Source organism: Burkholderia sp. KCJ3K979, from assembly GCF_016759955.1.
GTDB classification, from domain to species: Bacteria; Pseudomonadota; Gammaproteobacteria; order Burkholderiales; family Burkholderiaceae; genus Burkholderia; species Burkholderia orbicola.
This window is the reverse complement of the sequence record NZ_JACFYV010000121.1, coordinates 1-19,988: the sequence shown is the minus strand read 5'-3', so window position 1 is coordinate 19,988 and position 19,988 is coordinate 1. Positions and strand designations below refer to the sequence as shown.

Annotated in this window: 17 protein-coding genes and 1 pseudogene; 14 read left to right on the top strand and 4 right to left on the bottom strand. The window is 69.4% G+C overall.

The annotated features are described in order from the left end of the window. Window positions 1-2: 2 nt before the first annotated feature. From hemF to upp, 4 genes are all read right to left on the bottom strand, one after another. Entirely contained in the window at window positions 3-926 is a 924-nt protein-coding gene (hemF, locus tag H3O04_RS22860; RefSeq protein ID WP_077178099.1) for an oxygen-dependent coproporphyrinogen oxidase, read from the bottom strand. A gap of 118 nt (window positions 927-1,044) precedes the next feature. Next, on the bottom strand, window positions 1,045-2,325 hold the full coding sequence (gene purD, locus H3O04_RS22855; protein WP_069232939.1) for a phosphoribosylamine--glycine ligase: 1,281 nt from the start codon (window positions 2,323-2,325) through the stop codon (window positions 1,045-1,047). Window positions 2,326-2,430: 105 nt separating this feature from the next. Further along, window positions 2,431-3,159 (bottom strand): YebC/PmpR family DNA-binding transcriptional regulator, encoded by a 729-nt coding sequence (locus H3O04_RS22850; RefSeq protein WP_006478227.1) that lies wholly within the window; start codon window positions 3,157-3,159, stop codon window positions 2,431-2,433. 228 nt (window positions 3,160-3,387) lie between these two features. Further along, a complete protein-coding gene (upp, locus tag H3O04_RS22845) occupies window positions 3,388-4,038 on the bottom strand; it encodes a uracil phosphoribosyltransferase (protein WP_006478229.1) in 651 nt (216 codons plus the stop codon). A 208-nt stretch (window positions 4,039-4,246) separates the two neighbouring features. Between upp and H3O04_RS22840 the strand changes: the two genes are divergently transcribed. The 14 genes and pseudogenes from H3O04_RS22840 (at window position 4,247) to H3O04_RS22775 (ending at window position 19,819) form a co-directional block, all read left to right on the top strand. After that, entirely contained in the window at window positions 4,247-5,026 is a 780-nt protein-coding gene (locus tag H3O04_RS22840) for an SDR family oxidoreductase (RefSeq protein ID WP_012328926.1), read from the top strand. A gap of 52 nt (window positions 5,027-5,078) precedes the next feature. Then, complete coding sequence (locus tag H3O04_RS22835; protein WP_006478230.1) at window positions 5,079-5,471, top strand: methylglyoxal synthase; 393 nt, start codon at window positions 5,079-5,081, stop codon at window positions 5,469-5,471. Window positions 5,472-5,643: 172 nt separating this feature from the next. After that, a complete protein-coding gene (locus tag H3O04_RS22830) occupies window positions 5,644-6,618 on the top strand; it encodes a quinone oxidoreductase family protein (RefSeq protein ID WP_202588493.1) in 975 nt (324 codons plus the stop codon). Window positions 6,619-6,940: 322 nt separating this feature from the next. Then, window positions 6,941-7,033, top strand: coding sequence for a K(+)-transporting ATPase subunit F (gene kdpF, locus H3O04_RS22825; protein ID WP_006752209.1), 93 nt, complete (start codon window positions 6,941-6,943; stop codon window positions 7,031-7,033). Further along, window positions 7,030-8,835, top strand: coding sequence for a potassium-transporting ATPase subunit KdpA (gene kdpA / locus H3O04_RS22820; protein WP_202588492.1), 1,806 nt, complete (start codon window positions 7,030-7,032; stop codon window positions 8,833-8,835). The genes kdpF and kdpA overlap by 4 nt, the downstream gene beginning before the upstream one ends. A gap of 54 nt (window positions 8,836-8,889) precedes the next feature. After that, window positions 8,890-10,974 (top strand): potassium-transporting ATPase subunit KdpB, encoded by a 2,085-nt coding sequence (kdpB, locus tag H3O04_RS22815; protein WP_011545836.1) that lies wholly within the window; start codon window positions 8,890-8,892, stop codon window positions 10,972-10,974. A 25-nt stretch (window positions 10,975-10,999) separates the two neighbouring features. After that, window positions 11,000-11,581, top strand: a complete 582-nt coding sequence (gene kdpC, locus H3O04_RS22810) for a potassium-transporting ATPase subunit KdpC (protein WP_202588491.1) — start codon at window positions 11,000-11,002, stop codon at window positions 11,579-11,581. Between the two features lie 152 nt (window positions 11,582-11,733). Further along, window positions 11,734-14,577: a DUF4118 domain-containing protein gene (locus H3O04_RS22805; RefSeq protein ID WP_202588490.1), complete on the top strand. Its 2,844-nt coding sequence runs from the start codon at window positions 11,734-11,736 to the stop codon at window positions 14,575-14,577. Then, window positions 14,570-15,268, top strand: a complete 699-nt coding sequence (gene kdpE, locus H3O04_RS22800; protein ID WP_011545833.1) for a two-component system response regulator KdpE — start codon at window positions 14,570-14,572, stop codon at window positions 15,266-15,268. Before H3O04_RS22805 ends, kdpE begins: the two co-directional genes overlap by 8 nt. Then, window positions 15,265-15,459: a DUF333 domain-containing protein gene (locus H3O04_RS22795; protein WP_202588489.1), complete on the top strand. Its 195-nt coding sequence runs from the start codon at window positions 15,265-15,267 to the stop codon at window positions 15,457-15,459. Before kdpE ends, H3O04_RS22795 begins: the two co-directional genes overlap by 4 nt. A gap of 153 nt (window positions 15,460-15,612) precedes the next feature. Continuing rightward, window positions 15,613-15,933, top strand: a complete 321-nt coding sequence (gene sugE / locus H3O04_RS22790; RefSeq protein ID WP_006497024.1) for a quaternary ammonium compound efflux SMR transporter SugE — start codon at window positions 15,613-15,615, stop codon at window positions 15,931-15,933. A 217-nt stretch (window positions 15,934-16,150) separates the two neighbouring features. Further along, window positions 16,151-16,768 carry a DUF4126 domain-containing protein gene (locus H3O04_RS22785; RefSeq protein WP_006483514.1) on the top strand — a complete coding sequence of 206 codons (618 nt, stop codon included), beginning with the start codon at window positions 16,151-16,153 and terminating at the stop codon, window positions 16,766-16,768. Next, window positions 16,765-19,364, top strand: a pseudogene (locus tag H3O04_RS22780) (ABC transporter permease). The gene H3O04_RS22785 and the pseudogene H3O04_RS22780 overlap by 4 nt, the downstream one beginning before the upstream one ends. A 44-nt stretch (window positions 19,365-19,408) precedes the next feature. After that, complete coding sequence (locus tag H3O04_RS22775; protein ID WP_006478237.1) at window positions 19,409-19,819, top strand: group II truncated hemoglobin; 411 nt, start codon at window positions 19,409-19,411, stop codon at window positions 19,817-19,819. Window positions 19,820-19,988 lie beyond the last annotated feature (169 nt).

The window sequence follows — 19,988 nt, the reverse complement described above, 5'->3', positions numbered from 1 at the left end:
GTTCAGACCCAGTCGCGCGGCACGAGGAAGTCGCTATAGAGGCGCGCTTCCGGCGAACCCGGCTCGGGTTGCCAGTTGTAGCGCCAGTTCGCGACCGGCGGCATCGACATCAGGATCGACTCGGTCCGGCCGCCGCTTTGCAGGCCGAACAGCGTGCCGCGGTCGAACACGAGGTTGAATTCGACGTAGCGGCCGCGGCGGTAGGCCTGGAAGTCGCGCTCGCGCTCGCCGTACGGCAGCTCGGCGCGGCGCTCGACGATCGGCAGGTAAGCGTGCAGGAACGCATCGCCGACGCTTTGCATCAGGTCAAACGAGCGTTCGAAACCGGGCTCCGAGAAGTCGTCGAAGAAGATCCCGCCGATGCCGCGCGTCTCGTTGCGGTGCTTCAGGAAGAAATATTCGTCGCACCATTGCTTGAAGCGCGGGTAGAGCTCGGCGCCGAACGGGTCGAGCGCGTCCTTGCAGGTCTGGTGGAAATGCCGCGCGTCGTCCTCGAAGCCGTAAACCGGTGTCAGATCCATGCCGCCGCCGAACCAGAACACGGGCGCCTCGCCTGGTTTCGTCGCGATCAGCATCCGCACGTTCATGTGCACGGTCGGGCAGTACGGATTGCGCGGGTGCAGCACCAGCGACACGCCGAGCGCCTCGAAGCCGCGGCCCGCGAGCTGCGGGCGCGCCGCGCTCGCCGACGGCGGCAGCGCGTCGCCCGCGACGTCGGAAAAGCCGATTCCCGCGCGTTCGAACACGCGGCCGCCTTCGAGAATCCGCGTGCAGCCGCCGCCGCGCAGGCGTTCGGCCGGCCCGCGCTGCCACGTGTCGGTCGCGAGCGGCGTGCCGTCGAGCGCGCCGAGCGCGTCGGCGATCCGTGTCTGCAGGCCCTGGAGGTACGTGCGCACACGCGCCACGTCGTAGGTCGAATCGGTCATGTCTGGACTGGCTGCCCCCGCCTGACGCGAGGGCCGTAAAAAAAGCATCTGCCGGGCATTCTATCGAACCCCGGCAGAGGGGCCGCCGCCGCGCGGGCGCGGGGCGGCGATCACGACGTCACGTGCTCTTGCGGTTGAGCGCGCGAAAGCCGATGTCGCGGCGGTACTGCATGCCTTCGAAATTGATCTGGTTGATCGTGTCGTACGCATGCTGCTGCGCTTCGCGCACCGAATCGGCGAGGCCGACCACGCACAGTACGCGGCCACCGGACGTCACGAGCTTGTCGCCGTCGGCGAGCGTCGTGCCCGCATGGAACGTCACGGCCTGTTCGGTCTCGGCCGGGATTCCGTTGATGCGGTCGCCCTTGCGCGGCGCGTCCGGGTAGCCGTGCGCGGCGAGCACGACGCCCAGCGCGGTGCGGCGATCCCAGTCGAGCTCGACCGTGTCGAGCGTGCCCGCGATCGCCTGCTCGACGACCTTCGAGAAATCGCTCTTCAGGCGCGCCATGATCGGCTGCGTTTCCGGGTCGCCCATCCGGCAGTTGAACTCGAGCGTGCGCGGATTGCCGTCCTTGTCGATCATCAGGCCCGCGTACAGGAAGCCGGTGAAGCGGATGCCGTCCTTCTCCATCCCGCGCACGGTCGGCATGATGATCTCGCGCATCACGCGTGCATGCATCTGCGGCGTGACGATCGGCGCGGGCGAATACGCGCCCATGCCGCCGGTGTTCGGGCCGCGATCCTCGTCGAGCAGGCGCTTGTGGTCCTGGCTGGAAGCCAGCGCCAGCGCGTGCTTGCCGTCGACCATCACGATGAAGCTGGCTTCCTCGCCATCGAGGAATTCCTCGATCACGACGCGCGCGCCGGCATCGCCGAGCTTGTTGCCCGACAGCATCATGTCGACGGCCGCATGCGCTTCTTCGAGCGTCATCGCGACGACGACGCCCTTGCCGGCCGCGAGGCCGTCGGCCTTCACGACGATCGGCGCGCCCTTCGCGTCGAGATACGCGTGGGCGGCGGCCGCATCGGAGAAGGTTTCGTAGTCGGCGGTCGGAATGTTGTGGCGCTTCATGAACGCCTTCGCGAAATCCTTCGAGCTTTCGAGCTGCGCGGCTTCGCGGGTCGGGCCGAATACCTTCAGGCCGCGTGCGCGGAACAGGTTGACGATGCCGGCCGCGAGCGGCGCTTCCGGCCCGACGAGCGTGAACGCGACGCCTTCGCGCTCCGCGAAATCGGCGAGTTCGTCGAGCGCCGTGATGTCGACGTTCTTCAGACGCTCGTCCTGCGCCGTGCCGCCATTGCCGGGCGCGACGTAGACCATCTGGACGCGCGGCGATTGCGCGAGCTTCCACGCCAGCGCATGTTCGCGGCCGCCGGAACCGACGACGAGTAGTTTCATGGGATTCCCCGCAGACTAGAAAACAGGGCGGCCGGCACGCTCAGGCGCGCCGGCCGCGAAATCGGTCGGGCCACCGTCGCAACGCTGCGCGCGGCGGCCGGCATCTCATTCCTCGACGATGACGGCGTTCGTATACACGTCCTGCACGTCGTCGAGATTCTCGAGCGCGTCCAGGAGCTTCTGCATCTTCGCCGCGTCGTCGCCGGTGAATTCGACTTCGTTCTGCGGCTTCATCGTCACTTCGGCGAGTTCGGCCTTGAAGCCGGCGGCTTCGAGCGCGTCCTTCACCGCGGAAAACGCCTGCCAGTCGCACAGCACTTCGATCGAGCCGTCGTCATTCGTGTTCACGTCGTTCGCGCCGGCTTCGAGCGCGGCTTCCATCAGCGCGTCTTCCGACGTGCCGGGCGCGAACAGGAACTGGCCGACGTGATCGAACATGAACGCGACCGAGCCGTCGGTGCCCATGTTGCCGCCGAACTTCGAGAATGCGTGGCGCACTTCCGCGACCGTGCGGGTGCGGTTGTCGGTCAGCGTGTCGACGATGATCGCCGCGCCGCTGATGCCGTAGCCTTCGTAACGGATTTCTTCGTAGTTCGCGCCGTCCGCGCCGCCGACGCCGCGATCGATCGCGCGCTTGACGTTGTCCTTCGGCATGTTCGCGTCGGCTGCCTTGTCGACCGCGAGACGCAGGCGCGGGTTCGAGTTGACGTCGCCGCCGCCGAGGCGCGCTGCCACCTGGATTTCCTTGATCAGGCGGGTCCAGATCTTGCCGCGCTTCGCGTCGGCCGCAGCCTTCTTATGCTTGATGTTGGCCCATTTCGAATGACCAGCCATACCTTTCTCCGTGCCCGGGCGCGCAGCGCGGGCGATTGTTTCAGTGTGTCGTTGAATCGGCGGCCGTTTCGGCGGGCATGAAGCCGCGGGGCCGCGCGTGTCGAGTGGAGCGTGATTTTATCACGCGGCGACCGCCGCTTCGGGGCCGCCGCGCATGGCCGAACGGCCGGGGCGGCCGTCGCGGCGCGCCGGGGCGCGCGGCATGGCGGCGCCCGACGCCCGGTGCGCTCAGTTCTTGGTGCCGAACAGGCGGTCGCCGGCGTCGCCCAGGCCCGGCACGATGTACGCGTGTTCGTTCAGATGCGAGTCGAGCGACGCGACGAACAGCTTCACGTCGGGGTGCGCGTCCTGGAACACCTGCACGCCCTCGGGCGCGGCGACCAGCGCGACGAACATGATGTTCGCGGCCGGCACGTTGCGGCGCTTGAGCACGTCGACCGCATGCACGGCCGAATAGCCGGTCGCGACCATCGGGTCGCACAGGATGAAGATGCGGTCTTCCAGGTCCGGCAGGCGCACCAGGTATTCGACCGGACGGTGGTCCTCGGCGCGGTACACGCCGATGTGGCCGACGCGCGCGGACGGCACCAGGTCGAGCAGGCCGTCCGACATCCCGATGCCCGCGCGCAGCACGGGCACGATCGCGAGCTTCTTGCCGGCGATCACCGGCGCGTCGACCGCCACCAGCGGGGTTTCGACCCGCTTGGTCGTGATCGGCAGGTTGCGGGTGATCTCATAGCCCATCAGCAGCGTGATCTCGCGCAGCAGTTCGCGGAACGTGCGCGTGGACGTGTCCTTGTCGCGCATGTGCGTGAGCTTGTGCTGGATCAGCGGGTGATCGGTGATGAAGAGGTTCGGGAAACGGCTGTCCTGTTTCATGACGGGGTGCCTTGGCGGCAAAAGGGGATCGGGGGCGGCGGCGAGCATGGGCCGGCCGTCGCTCATGGCCGCAATTTTACCAAGGCGCGCCGCGCGATCCGGATATTATCGACGTCTCACGACAATCCGCGTGCCGCGCACGCCCGTTTGCCCGCCGCCGGCGGCAACGCGGGGCCGCGCCGGCATGCGCGCCACCAGGGAAACGACGATGGATCTCGGCATCGAAGGAAAGACCGCGCTCGTGTGCGCGGCCAGCAAGGGCCTCGGGCGTGGTTGCGCGGAAGCGCTGGCCGCCGAGGGCGTGAACCTCGTGATCGTCGCGCGCACGCGCGACACGCTGGAGGAAACCGCGGAAGAGATCCGCGCCGGCGCGAACGTGTCGGTCACGGCGGTCGCGTGCGACATCACGACGCCGGACGGCCGCGCGGCCGCGCTCGCCGCGTGCCCGCAGCCGGACATTCTCGTGACGAATGCCGGCGGCCCGCCGCCCGGCGACTTCCGCGACTTCTCGCACGACGACTGGATCCGCGCGCTCGAGTCGAACATGCTGACGCCGATCGAGCTGATCCGCGCGACCCTCGACGGGATGATCGGCCGCGGCTTCGGCCGGATCGTCAACATCACGAGTTCGGCCGTGAAGGCGCCGATCGACGTGCTCGCGCTGTCGAACGGCGCGCGCTCGGGGCTGACCGGCTTCGTCGCGGGGCTGTCGCGCAAGGTCGCGGGGCAGGGCGTGACGATCAACAACCTGCTGCCGGGGCTGTTCGACACCGACCGGATCGCGACCACGCTCGCCGCGTCGGCGCAGGCGCAGGGCGTGACGGTCGACGAAATGCGCGCGCGGCGCACCAGGGACATCCCGGCCGGGCGCCTCGGCACGCGCGCCGAGTTCGGCGCGGCCTGCGCGTTCCTGTGCAGCGTGCATGCCGGCTACATTACCGGGCAGAACTGGCTGCTCGACGGCGGCGCGTATCCGGGTACGTTCTGACCCGCGCTTTTCGATTCACGACGACAACAACCGAACGACGAAGGAACTGGAGATGAGCAAACCCCGCATCGCACTGATTGCGCACGACGCGAAGAAGGACGAGATCGTCGCGCTCGCGGGCCAGTATCGCGAGACGCTCGCGCAATGCCGGCTGGTCGCGACCGGCACGACGGGCGGCCGTATCGCCGCCGCGCACGGGCTCGAGGTCGAGCGCAAGCTGTCGGGGCCGCTCGGCGGCGACCTGCAGATCGGCGCGGAGCTCGCCGACGGCCGCGTCGACATCGTCGTGTTCCTGCGCGACCCGATGACCGCGCAGCCGCACGACCCCGACATCACCGCGCTGGTGCGTGCATGCGACGTGCACGACGTGCCGGTCGCGACCAACGTCGCGACCGCGCGGATGCTGCTCGACGATCTGGCGCGGAACATGCAGGACGTTTGCTAGGCGCGGGCATCGGCCGATTGTCCCTGCCGGCGGCAGGGCCATGCACGAACGGTGCCGACGCGCGAGAATCGTGCGTCGCCACGCGCGCCTGCCGGCACTCGCACGAATCGGTGCGGCGCGCGCATCGGCGCCCCGGATTTCCCTGACTGACAGACAGAAGAGGAGCAAAACGATGCCGAAAGCAATCCGATACGACCAGCCGGGCGGCCCGGATGTGATGAAGTGGGTCGATGTCGAGGTCGGCGCGCCGAAGGCGGGCGAAGTCCGCATCCGGCAGCACGCGGTCGGGCTCAACTACATCGACGTGTATTTCCGCACGGGCCTGTATCCGCAACAACTGCCGGCCGGCCTCGGGATGGAGGCGGCGGGCGAGGTGACGGCCGTCGGCGACGGCGTGACCGCGCTCAAGGCCGGCGACCGTGTCGCCTACGTCGGCCAGCCGCCCGGCGCGTATGCGCAGGAGCGCGTGATGCCGGCCGAGCGCGTCGTGAAGCTGCCGGACGGTATCAGCTACGACGACGCGGCATCGGTGATGCTGCAGGGCCTGACCGCGCACTATCTGCTGCGCCGCACCTACCCGGTGAAGGCCGGCGACACGATCCTGATCCACGCGGCGGCCGGCGGCGTGGGCTTGCTCGTGTGCCAGTGGGCGAAGGCGCTCGGCGCGACCGTGATCGGTACGGTCGGCTCCGACGAGAAGGCCGAGCTCGCGAAGGCGCACGGCTGCGATCATCCGATCGTCTACACGCGCGAGAACTTCACGCAGCGCGTGAAGGCAATCACGAACGGCGCGGGCGTGCCGGTCGTCTACGATTCGATCGGCAAGGACACCTACGTCGGTTCGCTCGACAGCCTCGCGCCGCTCGGCTACTTCGTTAGCTTCGGCAATGCGTCGGGGCCGCTGCCGCCGATCGACTCGAAGGAATTCTCGTCGCGCGGCTCGCTGTTCTTCACGCGACCGACGCTGTTCTCGTACATCGCGAAGCGCGCCGATCTCGAGGCCGCGGCCGCCGAGCTGTTCGACGTGATCCTGTCGGGCAAGGTGAAGACGAGCATCAACCAGCGCTATCCGCTCGCCGAAGTCGGCCGCGCGCATGCCGATCTGGAAGCACGCAAGACCACCGGCTCGACGATCCTGGTTCCCTGACGCATCCTTTCGTGCCGGCGTTACGCCGGCACATCCCGGGCGGCGCCGGCGGGCCGCCCGTCCTGCCTCCTGTCTCCCGGCCTGTCCGACGTCCCGACCACTGTTCCCGCTGTACGCGTTTACGCGTTTTTTACACCCGCTCCGATACCTTTGACCCGCCCTTTACGCGCGTTCCCATAAGGTTCTAGTCGTCCGATTTCGACGACGGAGAACAAAAAATGGATGGGGTTTTCATCGGCGCACTGGTGCTCTTCACCGCGCTGATCCTCGGTTTGCTTGCCGGTTGCGACAAGCTCGTGCAATACGGTCGCGGGGGGCGGGCATGACCTGGATGCTTTGGCTGGCGGGCGCCTCGACGGCCCTGCTGTTCGCGTATCTCGTCTTTGCGCTGCTGCGCGCGGAGGACATCGAATGAACGCGAACAACCTGTTGCAGATGGTGCTGTTCATCGTCGTGCTGCTGGCGGCGGCCGTACCGGTCGCGCGCTACCTGAGCGCGGTGATGGACGGCAGTTCGCGCGTCGTGCGCGTGTTCGGGCCGCTCGAACGCGCGCTGTACGGCATCGCCGGCGTCGATGCGGGCACCGAAATGAACTGGAAGCAGTACACGGTCGCGACGATTGCATTCAACGCGCTCGGCGTGCTGTTCCTTTATGCGCTGCTGCGCCTGCAGGGCTTCCTGCCCGGCAACCCGCAGCAGTTCGGCGCGATGACGCCCGACGGCGCGTTCAACACGGCCGTCAGTTTCGTCGCCAATACGAACTGGCAGGACTACACGCCCGAGCAGACCGTCAGCTATCTGTCGCAGATGCTCGGCCTCACGGTGCAGAACTTCCTGTCGGCGGCGACCGGCATCGTCGTCGTGATCGCGCTGATCCGCGGCTTCGCGCGCCACACCGCGCAGACGATCGGAAACTTCTGGGTCGATCTCACGCGCGTGACGCTGTACGTGCTCGTGCCGATGGCGGCGCTCGTCGCCGCGCTGCTGATGAGCCAGGGCGTGCTGCAGAACATGAAGGCGTACCAGGACGTGCCGGTGCTGCAGGCGAGCACCTATGCGGCGCCGAAGCTCGACGCGCAGGGCAACCCGGTGAAGGACGACAAGGGTAACGCGGTCACGGTGCCGACCCCGCTCACGAAGCAGACCCTCGCGATGGGCCCGGTCGCGTCGCAGGAAGCGATCAAGATGCTCGGCACCAACGGCGGCGGCTTCTTCAACGCGAACTCCGCGCACCCGTACGAGAACCCGACGCCGTTCGCGAACTTCATCGAGATCTTCGCGATCCTGATCATCCCGGCCGCGCTGTGCCTGGTATTCGGCCGCATGATCGGCGACCGCCGGCAGGGCATCGCGGTGCTCGCGGCGATGACGGTCGCGTTCGCGGTCGCGACCGTCGTCGAGGTGAACGCCGAGCAGGGCGGCAACCCGACGCTCGCGGCGCTGCACGTCGACCAGTCGGCGAGCGCGCTGCAGCCGGGCGGCAACATGGAAGGCAAGGAAACCCGCTTCGGGATCGCGCAGACCGGCATCTTCACGGTCGCGACCACGGCCGCGTCGTGCGGCGCGGTCGACGCGATGCACGATTCGCTGACGCCAGTCGGCGGCCTCGTGCCGATGCTGCTGATGCAGCTCGGCGAGGTGGTCTTCGGCGGGGTCGGCTCGGGCCTTTACGGGATGCTCGTGTTCGCGCTGCTCGCGGTGTTCGTCGCCGGCTTGATGATCGGCCGCACGCCGGAATACGTCGGCAAGAAGATCGAATCGTACGAGATGAAGATGGTGTCGATCGTCGTGCTGCTCACGCCGCTGCTCGTGCTGGTCGGCACGTCGATCGCGGTGCTGGCGGACGCGGGCAAGGCCGGCATCGCGAACCCGGGCCCGCACGGCTTCTCGGAAATCCTCTATGCGTTCAGCTCGGCCGCGAACAACAACGGCAGCGCGTTCGCGGGCCTGACGGTCGGCACGCCGTTCTACAACTGGATGACCGCGATCGCGATGTGGTTCGGCCGCTTCGGCACGATCGTGCCGGTGCTCGCGATCGCAGGCTCGCTCGCCGCGAAGAAGCGCATCGCGGTGACGAGCGGCACGCTGCCGACGCATGGCCCGCTGTTCGTCGTGCTGCTGCTCGGCACCGTGCTGCTGGTGGGCGCGCTGACCTACGTGCCGGCGCTCGCGCTCGGCCCGGGCGTCGAGCACCTGATGATGTGGCTGGGCGCGTGACGCGCGCCCGCATGGCGACACATTGAAAAGACTGAAGAGCTTGAAGAGATCGCAATGACTCAACATTCCGCAACACGGTCCATGTTCGATCCGGCGCTGCTGCGCCCGGCGATCGTGGATTCGTTCAAGAAACTCACGCCGCGCACGCAGTTCCGCAACCCGGTGATGTTCTGCGTGTACGTCGGCAGCATCCTTACCACGATCCTGTGGATCGCGGCGCTGGCCGGCCAGGCCGAGGCGCCCGCGGGCTTCATCCTCGCGATCGCGCTGTGGCTGTGGTTCACCGTGCTGTTCGCGAACTTCGCCGAAGCGCTCGCCGAAGGGCGCTCGAAGGCGCAGGCCGCGTCGCTGCGCAGCGCGAAGAAGGACGTGATGGCGAAGAAGCTGAACGAGCCGCATCCGAAGTCGCCGATCCGCATCACGACCGCGTCCGACCTGCGCAAGGGCGACGTCGTGCTGGTCGAGACCGGCGACGTGATCCCGGCCGACGGCGAGGTCGTCGACGGCGTCGCGTCGGTCGACGAGTCGGCGATTACCGGCGAATCCGCGCCGGTGATCCGCGAATCGGGCGGCGACTTCTCGTCGGTGACGGGCGGCACGCGCGTGCTGTCCGACTGGATCGTCGTGAAGGTCACCGCGAACCCCGGCGAGGCGTTTCTCGACCGGATGATCGCGATGGTCGAAGGCGCGAAGCGCAAGAAGACGCCGAACGAAGTCGCGCTGACGATCCTGCTCGTCGCGCTGACGATCGTGATGCTGCTCGCGACCGCGACGCTGCTGCCGTTCTCGATGTTCTCGGTCGAGGCGATGAAGGCCGGCCACGTGGTGACGATCACCGCGCTGGTCGCGCTGCTCGTGTGCCTGATCCCGACGACGATCGGCGGGTTGCTGTCCGCGATCGGCGTGGCCGGGATGAGCCGGATGATGCAGGCGAACGTGATCGCGACGTCGGGCCGCGCGGTGGAAGCGGCCGGCGACGTCGACGTGCTGCTGCTCGACAAGACCGGCACGATCACGCTCGGCAACCGCCAGGCGTCGACGTTCGTGCCGGCGCCGGGCGTGACCGAGGAAGCATTGGCCGATGCCGCGCAACTGTCGTCGCTCGCGGACGAAACGCCGGAAGGGCGCAGCATCGTCGTGCTCGCGAAGGAGCGCTTCAACATTCGCCAGCGCGACATGGCGCAACTGCACGCGACGTTCCTCGGTTTTTCCGCGCAGACGCGGATGAGCGGCGTCGATCTGCCCGGCCGCGAGATCCGCAAGGGCGCGGCCGACGCGATCCGCCGCTACGTCGAAACCCACGGCAGCCGCTTCCCCGAAGAAGTGCGCCGCGCGGTGGACGACGTCGCGCGCCGCGGCAGCACGCCGCTCGTCGTGGCCGACCTGCAGGACGGGGCGGCGCGCGTGCTCGGCGTGATCGAGCTGAAGGACATCGTGAAGGGCGGCATCAAGGAGCGCTTCGCGGAACTGCGCAAGATGGGCATCAAGACCGTGATGGTGACGGGCGACAACCGGCTGACGGCCGCGGCGATCGCGGCGGAAGCGGGCGTCGACGATTTCCTCGCGGAAGCGACGCCGGAAACCAAGCTCGCGACGATTCGCGAGCATCAGGCGGCCGGGCGCCTCGTCGCGATGACGGGCGACGGCACCAATGACGCGCCGGCGCTCGCGCAGGCCGACGTCGCGGTGGCGATGAATACCGGCACGCAGGCGGCGAAGGAAGCCGGCAACATGGTCGACCTCGACTCGAACCCGACCAAGCTGATCGAGATCGTCGAGATCGGCAAGCAGATGCTGATGACGCGCGGGTCGCTCACCACGTTCTCGATCGCGAACGACATCGCGAAATATTTCGCGATCATCCCGGCCGCGTTCGTGACGACCTATCCGCAACTGCGCGTGCTCGACATCATGCATCTGACGTCGCCGGCGTCCGCGATCCTGTCGGCGGTGATCTTCAACGCGCTGATCATCGTCGCGCTGATTCCGCTCGCGCTGAAAGGCGTGACCTACCGGCCGCTCGGCGCCGCGTCGCTGCTGCGCCGCAACCTGCTGGTGTACGGCCTCGGCGGCGTGCTGCTGCCGTTCCCGTTCATCAAGCTGATCGACATGACGCTCGCCGCGCTCGGCTGGGCGTGAGCCGGCCGCACTTGAAGGAACCATCATGAAATCGTTGATTCGCCCGCTCGTCGTGCTCTTTGTCGTGCTGACCGCCGTGACCGGCCTCGCTTATCCGGCCGTGATGACCGTGTTCGGTCAGGCGGTGTTCCCGTCGCAGGCCAACGGCAGCCTGATCGAGCAGGACGGCAAGGTCGTCGGCTCCGCGCTGATCGGCCAGCCGTTCGACGCGCCGAAGTACTTCTGGGGCAGGCTGTCGGCCACCGCGCCGATGCCGTACAACGCGGCCGGCTCCGGCGGCTCGAACCTCGGCCCGTTGAACCCGTCGCTCGCCGACCAGGTGAAGGCGCGCATCGCCGCGCTGCGCGACGCGGGCACCGACCTGTCGAAGCCGGTGCCGGTCGACCTCGTGACCGCGTCCGCCAGCGGTCTCGATCCGGAGATCACGCCGGCCGCCGCCGCGTATCAGGTCGAGCGCGTCGCGAAGGCGCGCAACCTGACGCCGGACGCGGTCGCGCAACTCGTCGCCGCGAACACGGCGGGCCGCCAGTTCGGCGTGCTCGGCGAGCCGCGCGTGAACGTGCTGAAGCTGAATCTCGCGCTCGACGCGGCGCAGGCCGCGCACTGAGCGTGCGTGCGGGCGGGCTCCCCGGCGCGGCTGACTGCGCGTCGGGCCCGACTTCGTTTCGACGGCGCTCGCGCCGTCTTTGCCTTTTGCGGCGATTTGGAACCACAATGGCTGTATCTCGCGCGCCATCCGGCGTGTCGCCCTCCTGACGCATGAACCGTCCCGATCCCGACCAACTCCTCGACAAGCTGCAGCGCGATGAAGAAAAGCAGCGGCGCGGCCAGCTCAAGATCTTCTTCGGCGCGTCCGCCGGCGTCGGCAAGACCTACGCGATGTTGCAGGCCGCGCGCCAGCGCGTGCAGGAAGGCGTCGACGTCGTCGTCGGCATCGTCGAGACCCACGGCCGTGCCGAAACCGCCGCGCTGCTCGACGGTCTCGACGTGCTGCCGCCCGCCCGCATCGACTATCGTGGCCGCCCGCTCGCCGAATTCGATCTCGACGGCGCGCTCGCGCGAGCGCCGCAACTGATCCTCGTCGACGAGCTCGCGCATTCGAACGTGCAGGGCGCACGGCACCTGAAGCGCTGGCAGGACGTCTACGAGCTGCTCGACGCGGGCATCGACGTGTATACGACCGTCAACGTCCAGCACCTCGAAAGCCTGAACGACGTGGTCGGCGCAATCACCGGCATCCGCGTGTGGGAGACCGTGCCCGACCGCGTGTTCGACGCGGCCGACGAAGTCACGCTCGTCGACCTGCCGGCCGAGGAACTGCTCGAGCGGATGCGCGACGGCAAGGTCTATCTCGCGCAGCAGGCCGAGCGCGCGGTGCGCAACTTCTTCCGCAAGGGCAACCTGATCGCGCTGCGCGAACTGGCGCTGCGGCGCACCGCCGATCGCGTCGACGCGCAGATGCGCGAGTACCGCGCCGATCGTTCGATCCAGCGCATCTGGCAGGCGCGCGAGCGGCTGCTGGTGTGCGTCGGGCCCGGCCCCGAAGCGCCGACGCTCGTGCGCGCGGCGGCGCGGCTCGCGGCGAGCCTGAAGGCCGACTGGATCGCCGTGTACGTCGAGACGCCGCGCCTGCAGCGGCTGCCCGACGCACGGCGGCAGCGCACGCTCGACGCACTGAAGCTCGCGGCCGAACTCGGCGCGGAGACGGCCACGCTCGCCGGTGCGGATGCGGTCGCCGCGCTGATCGGCTATGCGAAGGTGCGCAACGTGTCGAAGCTCGTCGCGGGCGGCTCGCCGAAGGTCGGGCTCGTGCGCCGCTTCGCGCGGCCGTTCGGCGAGCAGCTGGCGGAGCGCGCGGGCGACGTCGACCTGATGCTGATTCGCGCGTCCGCGAGCGACGAGACGCGCGCCGTACCGCTCGACGCACGGGCGCGCGACTGGCGCGATGCGTTCGCGCAGTTCGGCACGCACCGCTCGCCGCCGCGCCATTACGCGTATGCGGCCGCGATCTGCGCGGCGATCACCGTCGTCGCGAGCGTCGTGTCCGGGCGGCTCGACCTCACGAACCTCGTGATGCTGTACCTGCTCGGCGTGGTGTTCTCGGCCGTGCGGCTCGGGCGCGGCCCGGGCGTGCTGCAGTCGTTCCTGTCGGTGGCCGCGTTCGATTTCTTCTTCGTGCCGCCGCGCATGTCGTTCTCGGTCAGCGACACGCAATACCTGCTGACCTTCTTCGGGATGCTGCTGACGTCGCTCGTGATCAGCCACCTGACGTCGACGCTGACGCGCCAGGCGAGCGTCGCGCAGCGCCGCGAGCGCCGCACCGGTGCGATCTACGCGATGGCGCGCGAGCTCGGCGCGGCGCTGACGACCGAGCAGATCGTCGAGATCGGCAGCCGCCACGTGGGCGAGGTGTTCCGCGCGCGTGTCGCGTTCCTGCTGCCCGACAGCGCGGACCAGGTGCGGCAGAAGATCGAGGAGCCCGACGCGGCCGTCACGCTGACCGGTGCCGAGCTCGACAGCGACGTCGGCCAGTGGGTGTACGACCAGCAGAAGCCGGCCGGGCGCGGCACCGATACCTTGCCGGCGACGGCCGCGCTGTACCTGCCGCTGAAGGCGCCGATGCGCACGCGCGGCGTGCTGGCGGTCGCGTCGCGCGAGCCGCGCGAACTCGAGGTGCCCGAGCAGCAGCGGATGCTCGACGCATTCGCCGCGCAGATCGCGCTCGCGCTGGAGCGTGTGCACTACGTCGAGATCGCGCGCGACGCGCTCGTCAACATGGAGTCCGAGCGGCTGCGCAACTCGCTGCTGTCGGCGATCTCGCACGACTTGCGCACGCCGCTCACGACGATCGTCGGCTTTTCGTCGATGCTCGCGAACGGGCGCGCGGCCGCGCAGGCGGGCGACGCCGCGGCGGCCGCGCGGCTCGCGCAGCGCGAGGGCGAACTCGTCGACGCGATTCACGACGAGGCGCTGCGGATGACGGGCATCGTCACGAACCTGCTCGACATGGCGCGGCTGCAGGCCGGCAGCCTGCAGCTCAAGCGCCAGTGGTCGCTGCTCGAGGAAACGGTCGGCGCTGCGCTCGCCGCCTGCCGGCGCGTGCTCGCGCGCCATCCCGCGCGCGTCGCGCTGCCGGCCGACCTGCCGCTGCTGCAGATGGACGCGGTGCTGATGGAGCGCCTGTTCACCAACCTGTTCGAGAACGCGGCGAAGTACACGCCGCCCGATACGTCGCTCGACATCGGTGCCGAGCGCGTGACCGAGGACGGGCAACCATTCGTGCGCGTGCACGTCGACGATCATGGCCCGGGCCTGCCGGCCGGGATGGAAACGCGGATCTTCGACAAGTTCACGCGTGGCGAGAAGGAATCGGCGACGCCTGGCATCGGGCTCGGCCTCGCGATCTGCCGCGCGATCGTCGAGGCGCACGGCGGTAAAATCGGCGCGCTCAACCGCACCGCGCCCGACGGCCACGTGACGGGCGCGCGCTTCTGGTTCACGCTGCCGGTCGACACGCCGCCGGCCGCGCCGGCCGTGCCCGACGACGAATCCGACCTGCCGGGCGCATCGCCCCCATCCGAGTCATTGCCAGACCATGAGTGAACCCAGCCTGACCGTCGTCCTGATCGAGGACGAAAAGCAGATCCGCCGCTTCGTGCGCGCCGCGCTCGAAGAGGAGGACATCGCGGTGTTCGAGGCCGAGACGGGCAAGCAGGGGCTGATCGACGCGGCGACGCGCAAGCCCGATCTCGTGATCGTCGACCTCGGCCTGCCCGATACCGACGGCCTCGACGTGATCCGCGAGCTGCGCGGCTGGTCCGAGGTGCCGGTGATCGTGCTGTCCGCCCGCACGCAGGAAGAGGAGAAGGTCGCGGCGCTCGACGCGGGCGCCGACGACTACCTGACCAAGCCGTTCGGCGTGTCCGAACTGCGTGCGCGGATGCGCGCGCAACTGCGCCGGCGCAACCAGGGCGGCGCGAACGAGTCGCCGAAGGTGAGCTTCGGCACCGTGACCGTCGATCTCGCGCTGCGCCAGGTGTGGCGCGACGACGCGATCGTGCACCTGACGCCGCTCGAATACCGGCTGCTCGCGACGCTCGTGCGTCACGCGGGGCGCGTGCTCACGCACCGCCAGCTGTTGCGCGACGTGTGGGGGCCGTCGCACGTCGAGAGCCATCACTATCTGCGCATCTACATGGCGCACCTGCGCCAGAAGCTCGAGGCCGATCCTGCGCAGCCCGAGCACATCGTCACCGAGACGGGCGTCGGCTACCGGCTCGTCGGCGCCGTGTGACGGGCGGTGCGCGGGCCAATCCCGCGTCGGTCAACTGCGAGAAGCTCGGCGGTCGCCACGTGATCCGCAACCTGTCGAGCGGGCAGGTCGGGATGTGCGTGTTCAAGGATGGCCGCGTGTGCGAGGAGTGGGCGCTGTACCGCGACGATCGCTGCGTCGGCGGCGGTGCGCCGAAGCGCGTGGCGAACTGAGCGCGGCCGGCCGATCGCGCCCCGCATCGGCCGCCGACGTGGCCGGCAGCCGGCAAGTCCGTAAGCCTCTTGTTATACTCGGCGCCGCCAGGGGACGACCCCGGGCCATTCGCTTCAACGGGGACGGCCCCATCCGATCTGGAGTACGTCGAGATGGCGTGGGTATGGTTGTTGATCGCCGGTTTGCTGGAAGTGGCCTGGGCGGCCGGCTTGAAATCATCGGACGGCTTCACGAAGCTCGGTCCGTCGGTGTTTACGATCGTGACGGCGCTGGCCAGCTTCGGGCTGCTCGCGGTCGCGATGCGCCAGTTGCCGCTTGGCACCGCATACGCGGTGTGGACGGGCATCGGCGCGGTCGGCGCGTTCGTGTTCGGCATCGTGATGATGGGCGAGGCGCTGACCGTCGCGCGCGTCGCGAGCGCGGCGCTGATCGTCGCGGGGCTGGTCGGCCTGAAGCTGTCGTCGGCCGCCTGACGACGGGATGCCGGGCGCGCATGCGCCCGGGCGCCATCCCGCACCGCGGAATTGCGCCGGCTGCCCGCCCAGCCTGTCTATAATGGAACGCATTCGGGCCTGAATCCCGTCGTGCTTCTCGCGGCACGCGGTGCCGGTCGCCACGCGCCGCGCGGCCAGTCTGTCCGACCCGATCCGGTCAATCGGCAAAACGCACGGAAAGTGCAAGGAGAGGGCCATGATCGAAGCCATTTCGCTCGGCGCGGGGCTCGCGTGGGCGAGCGGCCTGCGCCTGTACCTGACGGTGCTGATCGCCGGCGTGCTGGCGCGCTTCGGCTGGCTCCATCTGCCCGACACGCTGGCCGTGCTGATGTCGCCGTGGGTCATCGGCGCCGCGGCCGTGCTCACCGTAACCGAATTCCTTGCCGACAAGATCCCCGCGTTCGACTCGCTGTGGGATGCCGTGCATACCTTCATCCGCATTCCGGCCGGCGCCGTGCTCGCGGCCGGCGCGCTCGGCCATGCCGACCCGACCATGCTGGCGGTCGCGGGGCTCGCCGGCGGCTCGCTCGCCGGCGCCGCGCACGTGGCGAAGGCCGGCACGCGCGCGCTGATCAACCTGTCTCCCGAACCGATTTCGAACTGGGTCGCGTCGTCGACCGAGGACGGTCTCGTGGTCGGCGGGCTCGTCCTCGCGTTCTTCGTTCCGCTCGCGTTCCTCGTGCTGCTCGCTGCGTTCATCGCGGCGTCGGCGTGGGCGCTGCCGCGGCTGTGGCGCGGCGTGTCGGGTGGTTTTCGCGGAATGGCGAACCACATGGTGTCGCGGCTCAACTCGATCGGAGGGAAACGCGATTGAAGGGGCCGCAACACGCGGCGCAGCCGCCGGCCGGCCAACCCGGCCATGACGGGCGCGCGCATGCCGGCCGCTTCGGCCTGCGCGACCTGATCCACCAGGCCGCCCGGATGACCGCGCGCGACTGGCGCGCGGGCGAACTGACGCTGCTGGTCCTCGCGCTGGTGCTCGCGGTCGCGGCGCTGACGAGCGTCGGCTTTCTCGCCGACCGCCTGCGCCAGGGGCTCGAGCGCGACGCGCGCCAGATGCTCGGCGCCGATTTCGTCGTGCGTGCCGATCGCCCCGTCGATCCGTCGTTCGACCGGCAGGCCCGCGCGCTGGGCCTGCGTACCGCCACGACCGCCATCTTCCCGAGCATGATCGCGGCCGCCGCGGGCGGGCAGGCGGCCGACGCCGCGCCGTCGCGCCTCGCCGCCGTGAAGGCCGTGTCGCCCGGCTATCCGTTGCGCGGCGCGGTCGAGATTCTGCCGGTTGGTGCGACCGTCGCGCAGAAGGCGGCCGCGATTCCCGCGCCCGGCACCGTATGGGCCGACCCGGCGCTGCTCGACGCGCTGCACCTGAAGGCGGGCGATACGGTGCGCGTCGGGCTGCGCACGTTCACGGTCGCCGCGGCGATCACCCGCGAACTCGATCGCGGCTTTTCGTTCGTCAATTTTTCGCCGCGGCTGATGATGCGCGCGGACGAGCTCGCCGCGACGGGGCTCACGGGCTACGGCAGCCGCGTCACGTACCGGCTGCTGGTCGCCGGCGACGCACCGGCCATTGCGCGCTTCGAAACGTATGCGCACCAGCGCGTCGACGGCGGGAAGCTGCGCGGTGTCGGGCTCGAGTCGTTGCAGGAAGGGCAGCCGCAGGTGCGGCAGACGCTGGATCGCGCGCGTCATTTCCTGACGCTCGTCGCGTTGCTGACCGCGCTGCTCGCGGCGGTCGCGATCGCGATGGCCGCGCAGCGCTACATGCGGCGTCATCTCGACGGCTGCGCAACGATGCGCTGCCTCGGCGTGAGCCGCCGCACGCTCGGCGCGCTGTTCGCGCTCGAATTCGTCGGCGTCGGCGTCGTGTCGGGCGCCGCGGGCGCGGTGCTGGGCTACGGCGGCCACTGGGCGCTGCTGGCCGCGCTCGGCAGCCTGATCGACGTCGTGCTGCCGCCGCCGACGTTGTGGCCGGCGCTGATCGGCATGGGCGCCGCGCTCGTGCTGCTGCTCGGTTTCGCGCTGCCGCCGCTCGTCCCGCTCACGCGCGTGCCGCCGGTACGCGTGCTGCGGCGCGATTGGGGCGACGCGTCGCGCACCGCGTGGGCCGCGTATGCGATCGGCGTCGTGCTGTTCGCGGGGCTGCTGATTGTGGCCGCCGGCAACCTGAAGCTCGGCCTGATCGTCGCGGGCGGCTTCGCCGGCGCGCTGGTCGGGTTCGCGCTGATCGCCCGGCTCGTGCTGTTCGCCGCCGCGCGCGCGTGGCCGCGGGCGTCGGCTGGCGTTACGCGCTGGCGTCGCTGCACCGGCGCGGCACGGCCAGCGCGCTGCAGATCACCGCGCTCGCGCTCGGCCTGATGTGCCTGCTGCTGATCGCGATCACGCGCAACGACCTCGTGGCGGGCTGGCGGCAATCGACGCCGCCCGATGCGCCGAACCAGTTTCTGATCGACATCCAGCCCGACCAGCGCGCCGATGTGGCCGCCTATCTGGCCGCGCACGGCGTGCGCGACGCGGTGCCCGCGCCGATGGTGCGCGGCCGCCTGGTCGCGATCAACGGCAAGCCGGTGAATCCGGACGCGTACCCGTCCGAAGAGGCGCGCCGGCTCGTCGATCGCGAGTTCAACCTGTCGTATACGACCGAACTGCCGTCCGACAACCGGATCGTCGAAGGCGACTGGTTCGGCAACGCGGCCACGCCGCAGATCTCGATCGAAGCCGGCCTCGCGAAGACGCTGAACGTGAAACCGGGCGATACGCTGCGCTTCGACGTGACGGGGCTGACGGTCGATGCGCCGATCACCAGCGTGCGCAAGCTCGACTGGGGCTCGTTCCGCGTCAACTTCTTCGTGCTGATGCCGCCGCCGGTGCTGAAGGATTTCCCCGCCGTCTACCTGACGAGCTTCCATCCGCCGGCCTCGAACGCCGCGCTGCTCGATCCGCTGATCGCGCGCTACCCGAACCTGACCGCGATCGACGTCGCGCCGATCCTTGCGCAATTGCAGCGGATGATGCTGCAGGTGGTCGGAGCGGTGCAGTTCCTGTTCGCGTTCACGCTCGCGGCCGGCGTGCTCGTGCTGTACACGGCGCTCGCCGGCTCGCGCGACGAGCGCGTGCGCGAGGCCGCGCTGCTGCGTGCGCTCGGCGCGTCGCGCGCGCAGGTCAACGCAGTGCAGCGCGCGGAATTCGTCGTGGTCGGCGCGCTGGCCGGCACGCTCGCGTCGGCGGGCGCGATCGCGGTCGGCTGGGTGCTCGCGTCGCGCGTGTTCGACTTCCAGCTCGCCGTCGATCCGTGGCTCGTGCCGGCCGGCATCGCGGCCGGTGTCGTCTGCGCCGGTGCGGCCGGCTGGCTGAGCCTGCATAATGTGTTGCGGCGCCCCGCGCTGCAGTCGCTGCGCGACGCCTGAGCGTCGCCCGCGGCCCCGAAGATCCCGTTTTCCGACTATCCGTAATGACCGATGTGAATGACGATGCGCCGGCGCAGCCGACGGCGTTCGAACTCGTGGGCGGCGAAGCCCGCGTGCGCGAAATGGTGGACCGTTTCTACGACCTGATGGACCTCGAGCCCGAGTTCGCGCAGATTCGCGCGCTGCATCCGCCGTCGCTCGACGGTTCGCGCGACAAGCTGTTCTGGTTCCTGTGCGGCTGGCTCGGCGGCCCCGACCACTACATCAGCCGGTTCGGCCATCCGCGGCTGCGCGCGCGGCACCTGCCGTTCCCGATCGCGTCGGTCGAGCGCGACCAGTGGCTGCGCTGCATGGCGTGGGCGATGGAGGACGTCGGGTTGCCGGAGCCGCTGCGCGAGCGGCTCATGCATTCGTTCTACGACACGGCCGACTGGATGCGCAACCGGCCCGGTTGATCGACCGGTACGCCGCTGTCCGCGCGCGGGACGATCTGCGTCTGGGCGCACGAGCGGCCCGGCGCGACACTGGCCGTTTCTCCATCGATACGAGGCTTGCCTGATGACGACACAAGCGCTGTTTCGCGAAGACGCGTACCTCACGCAATGCGAGGCGATCGTCCAGGCC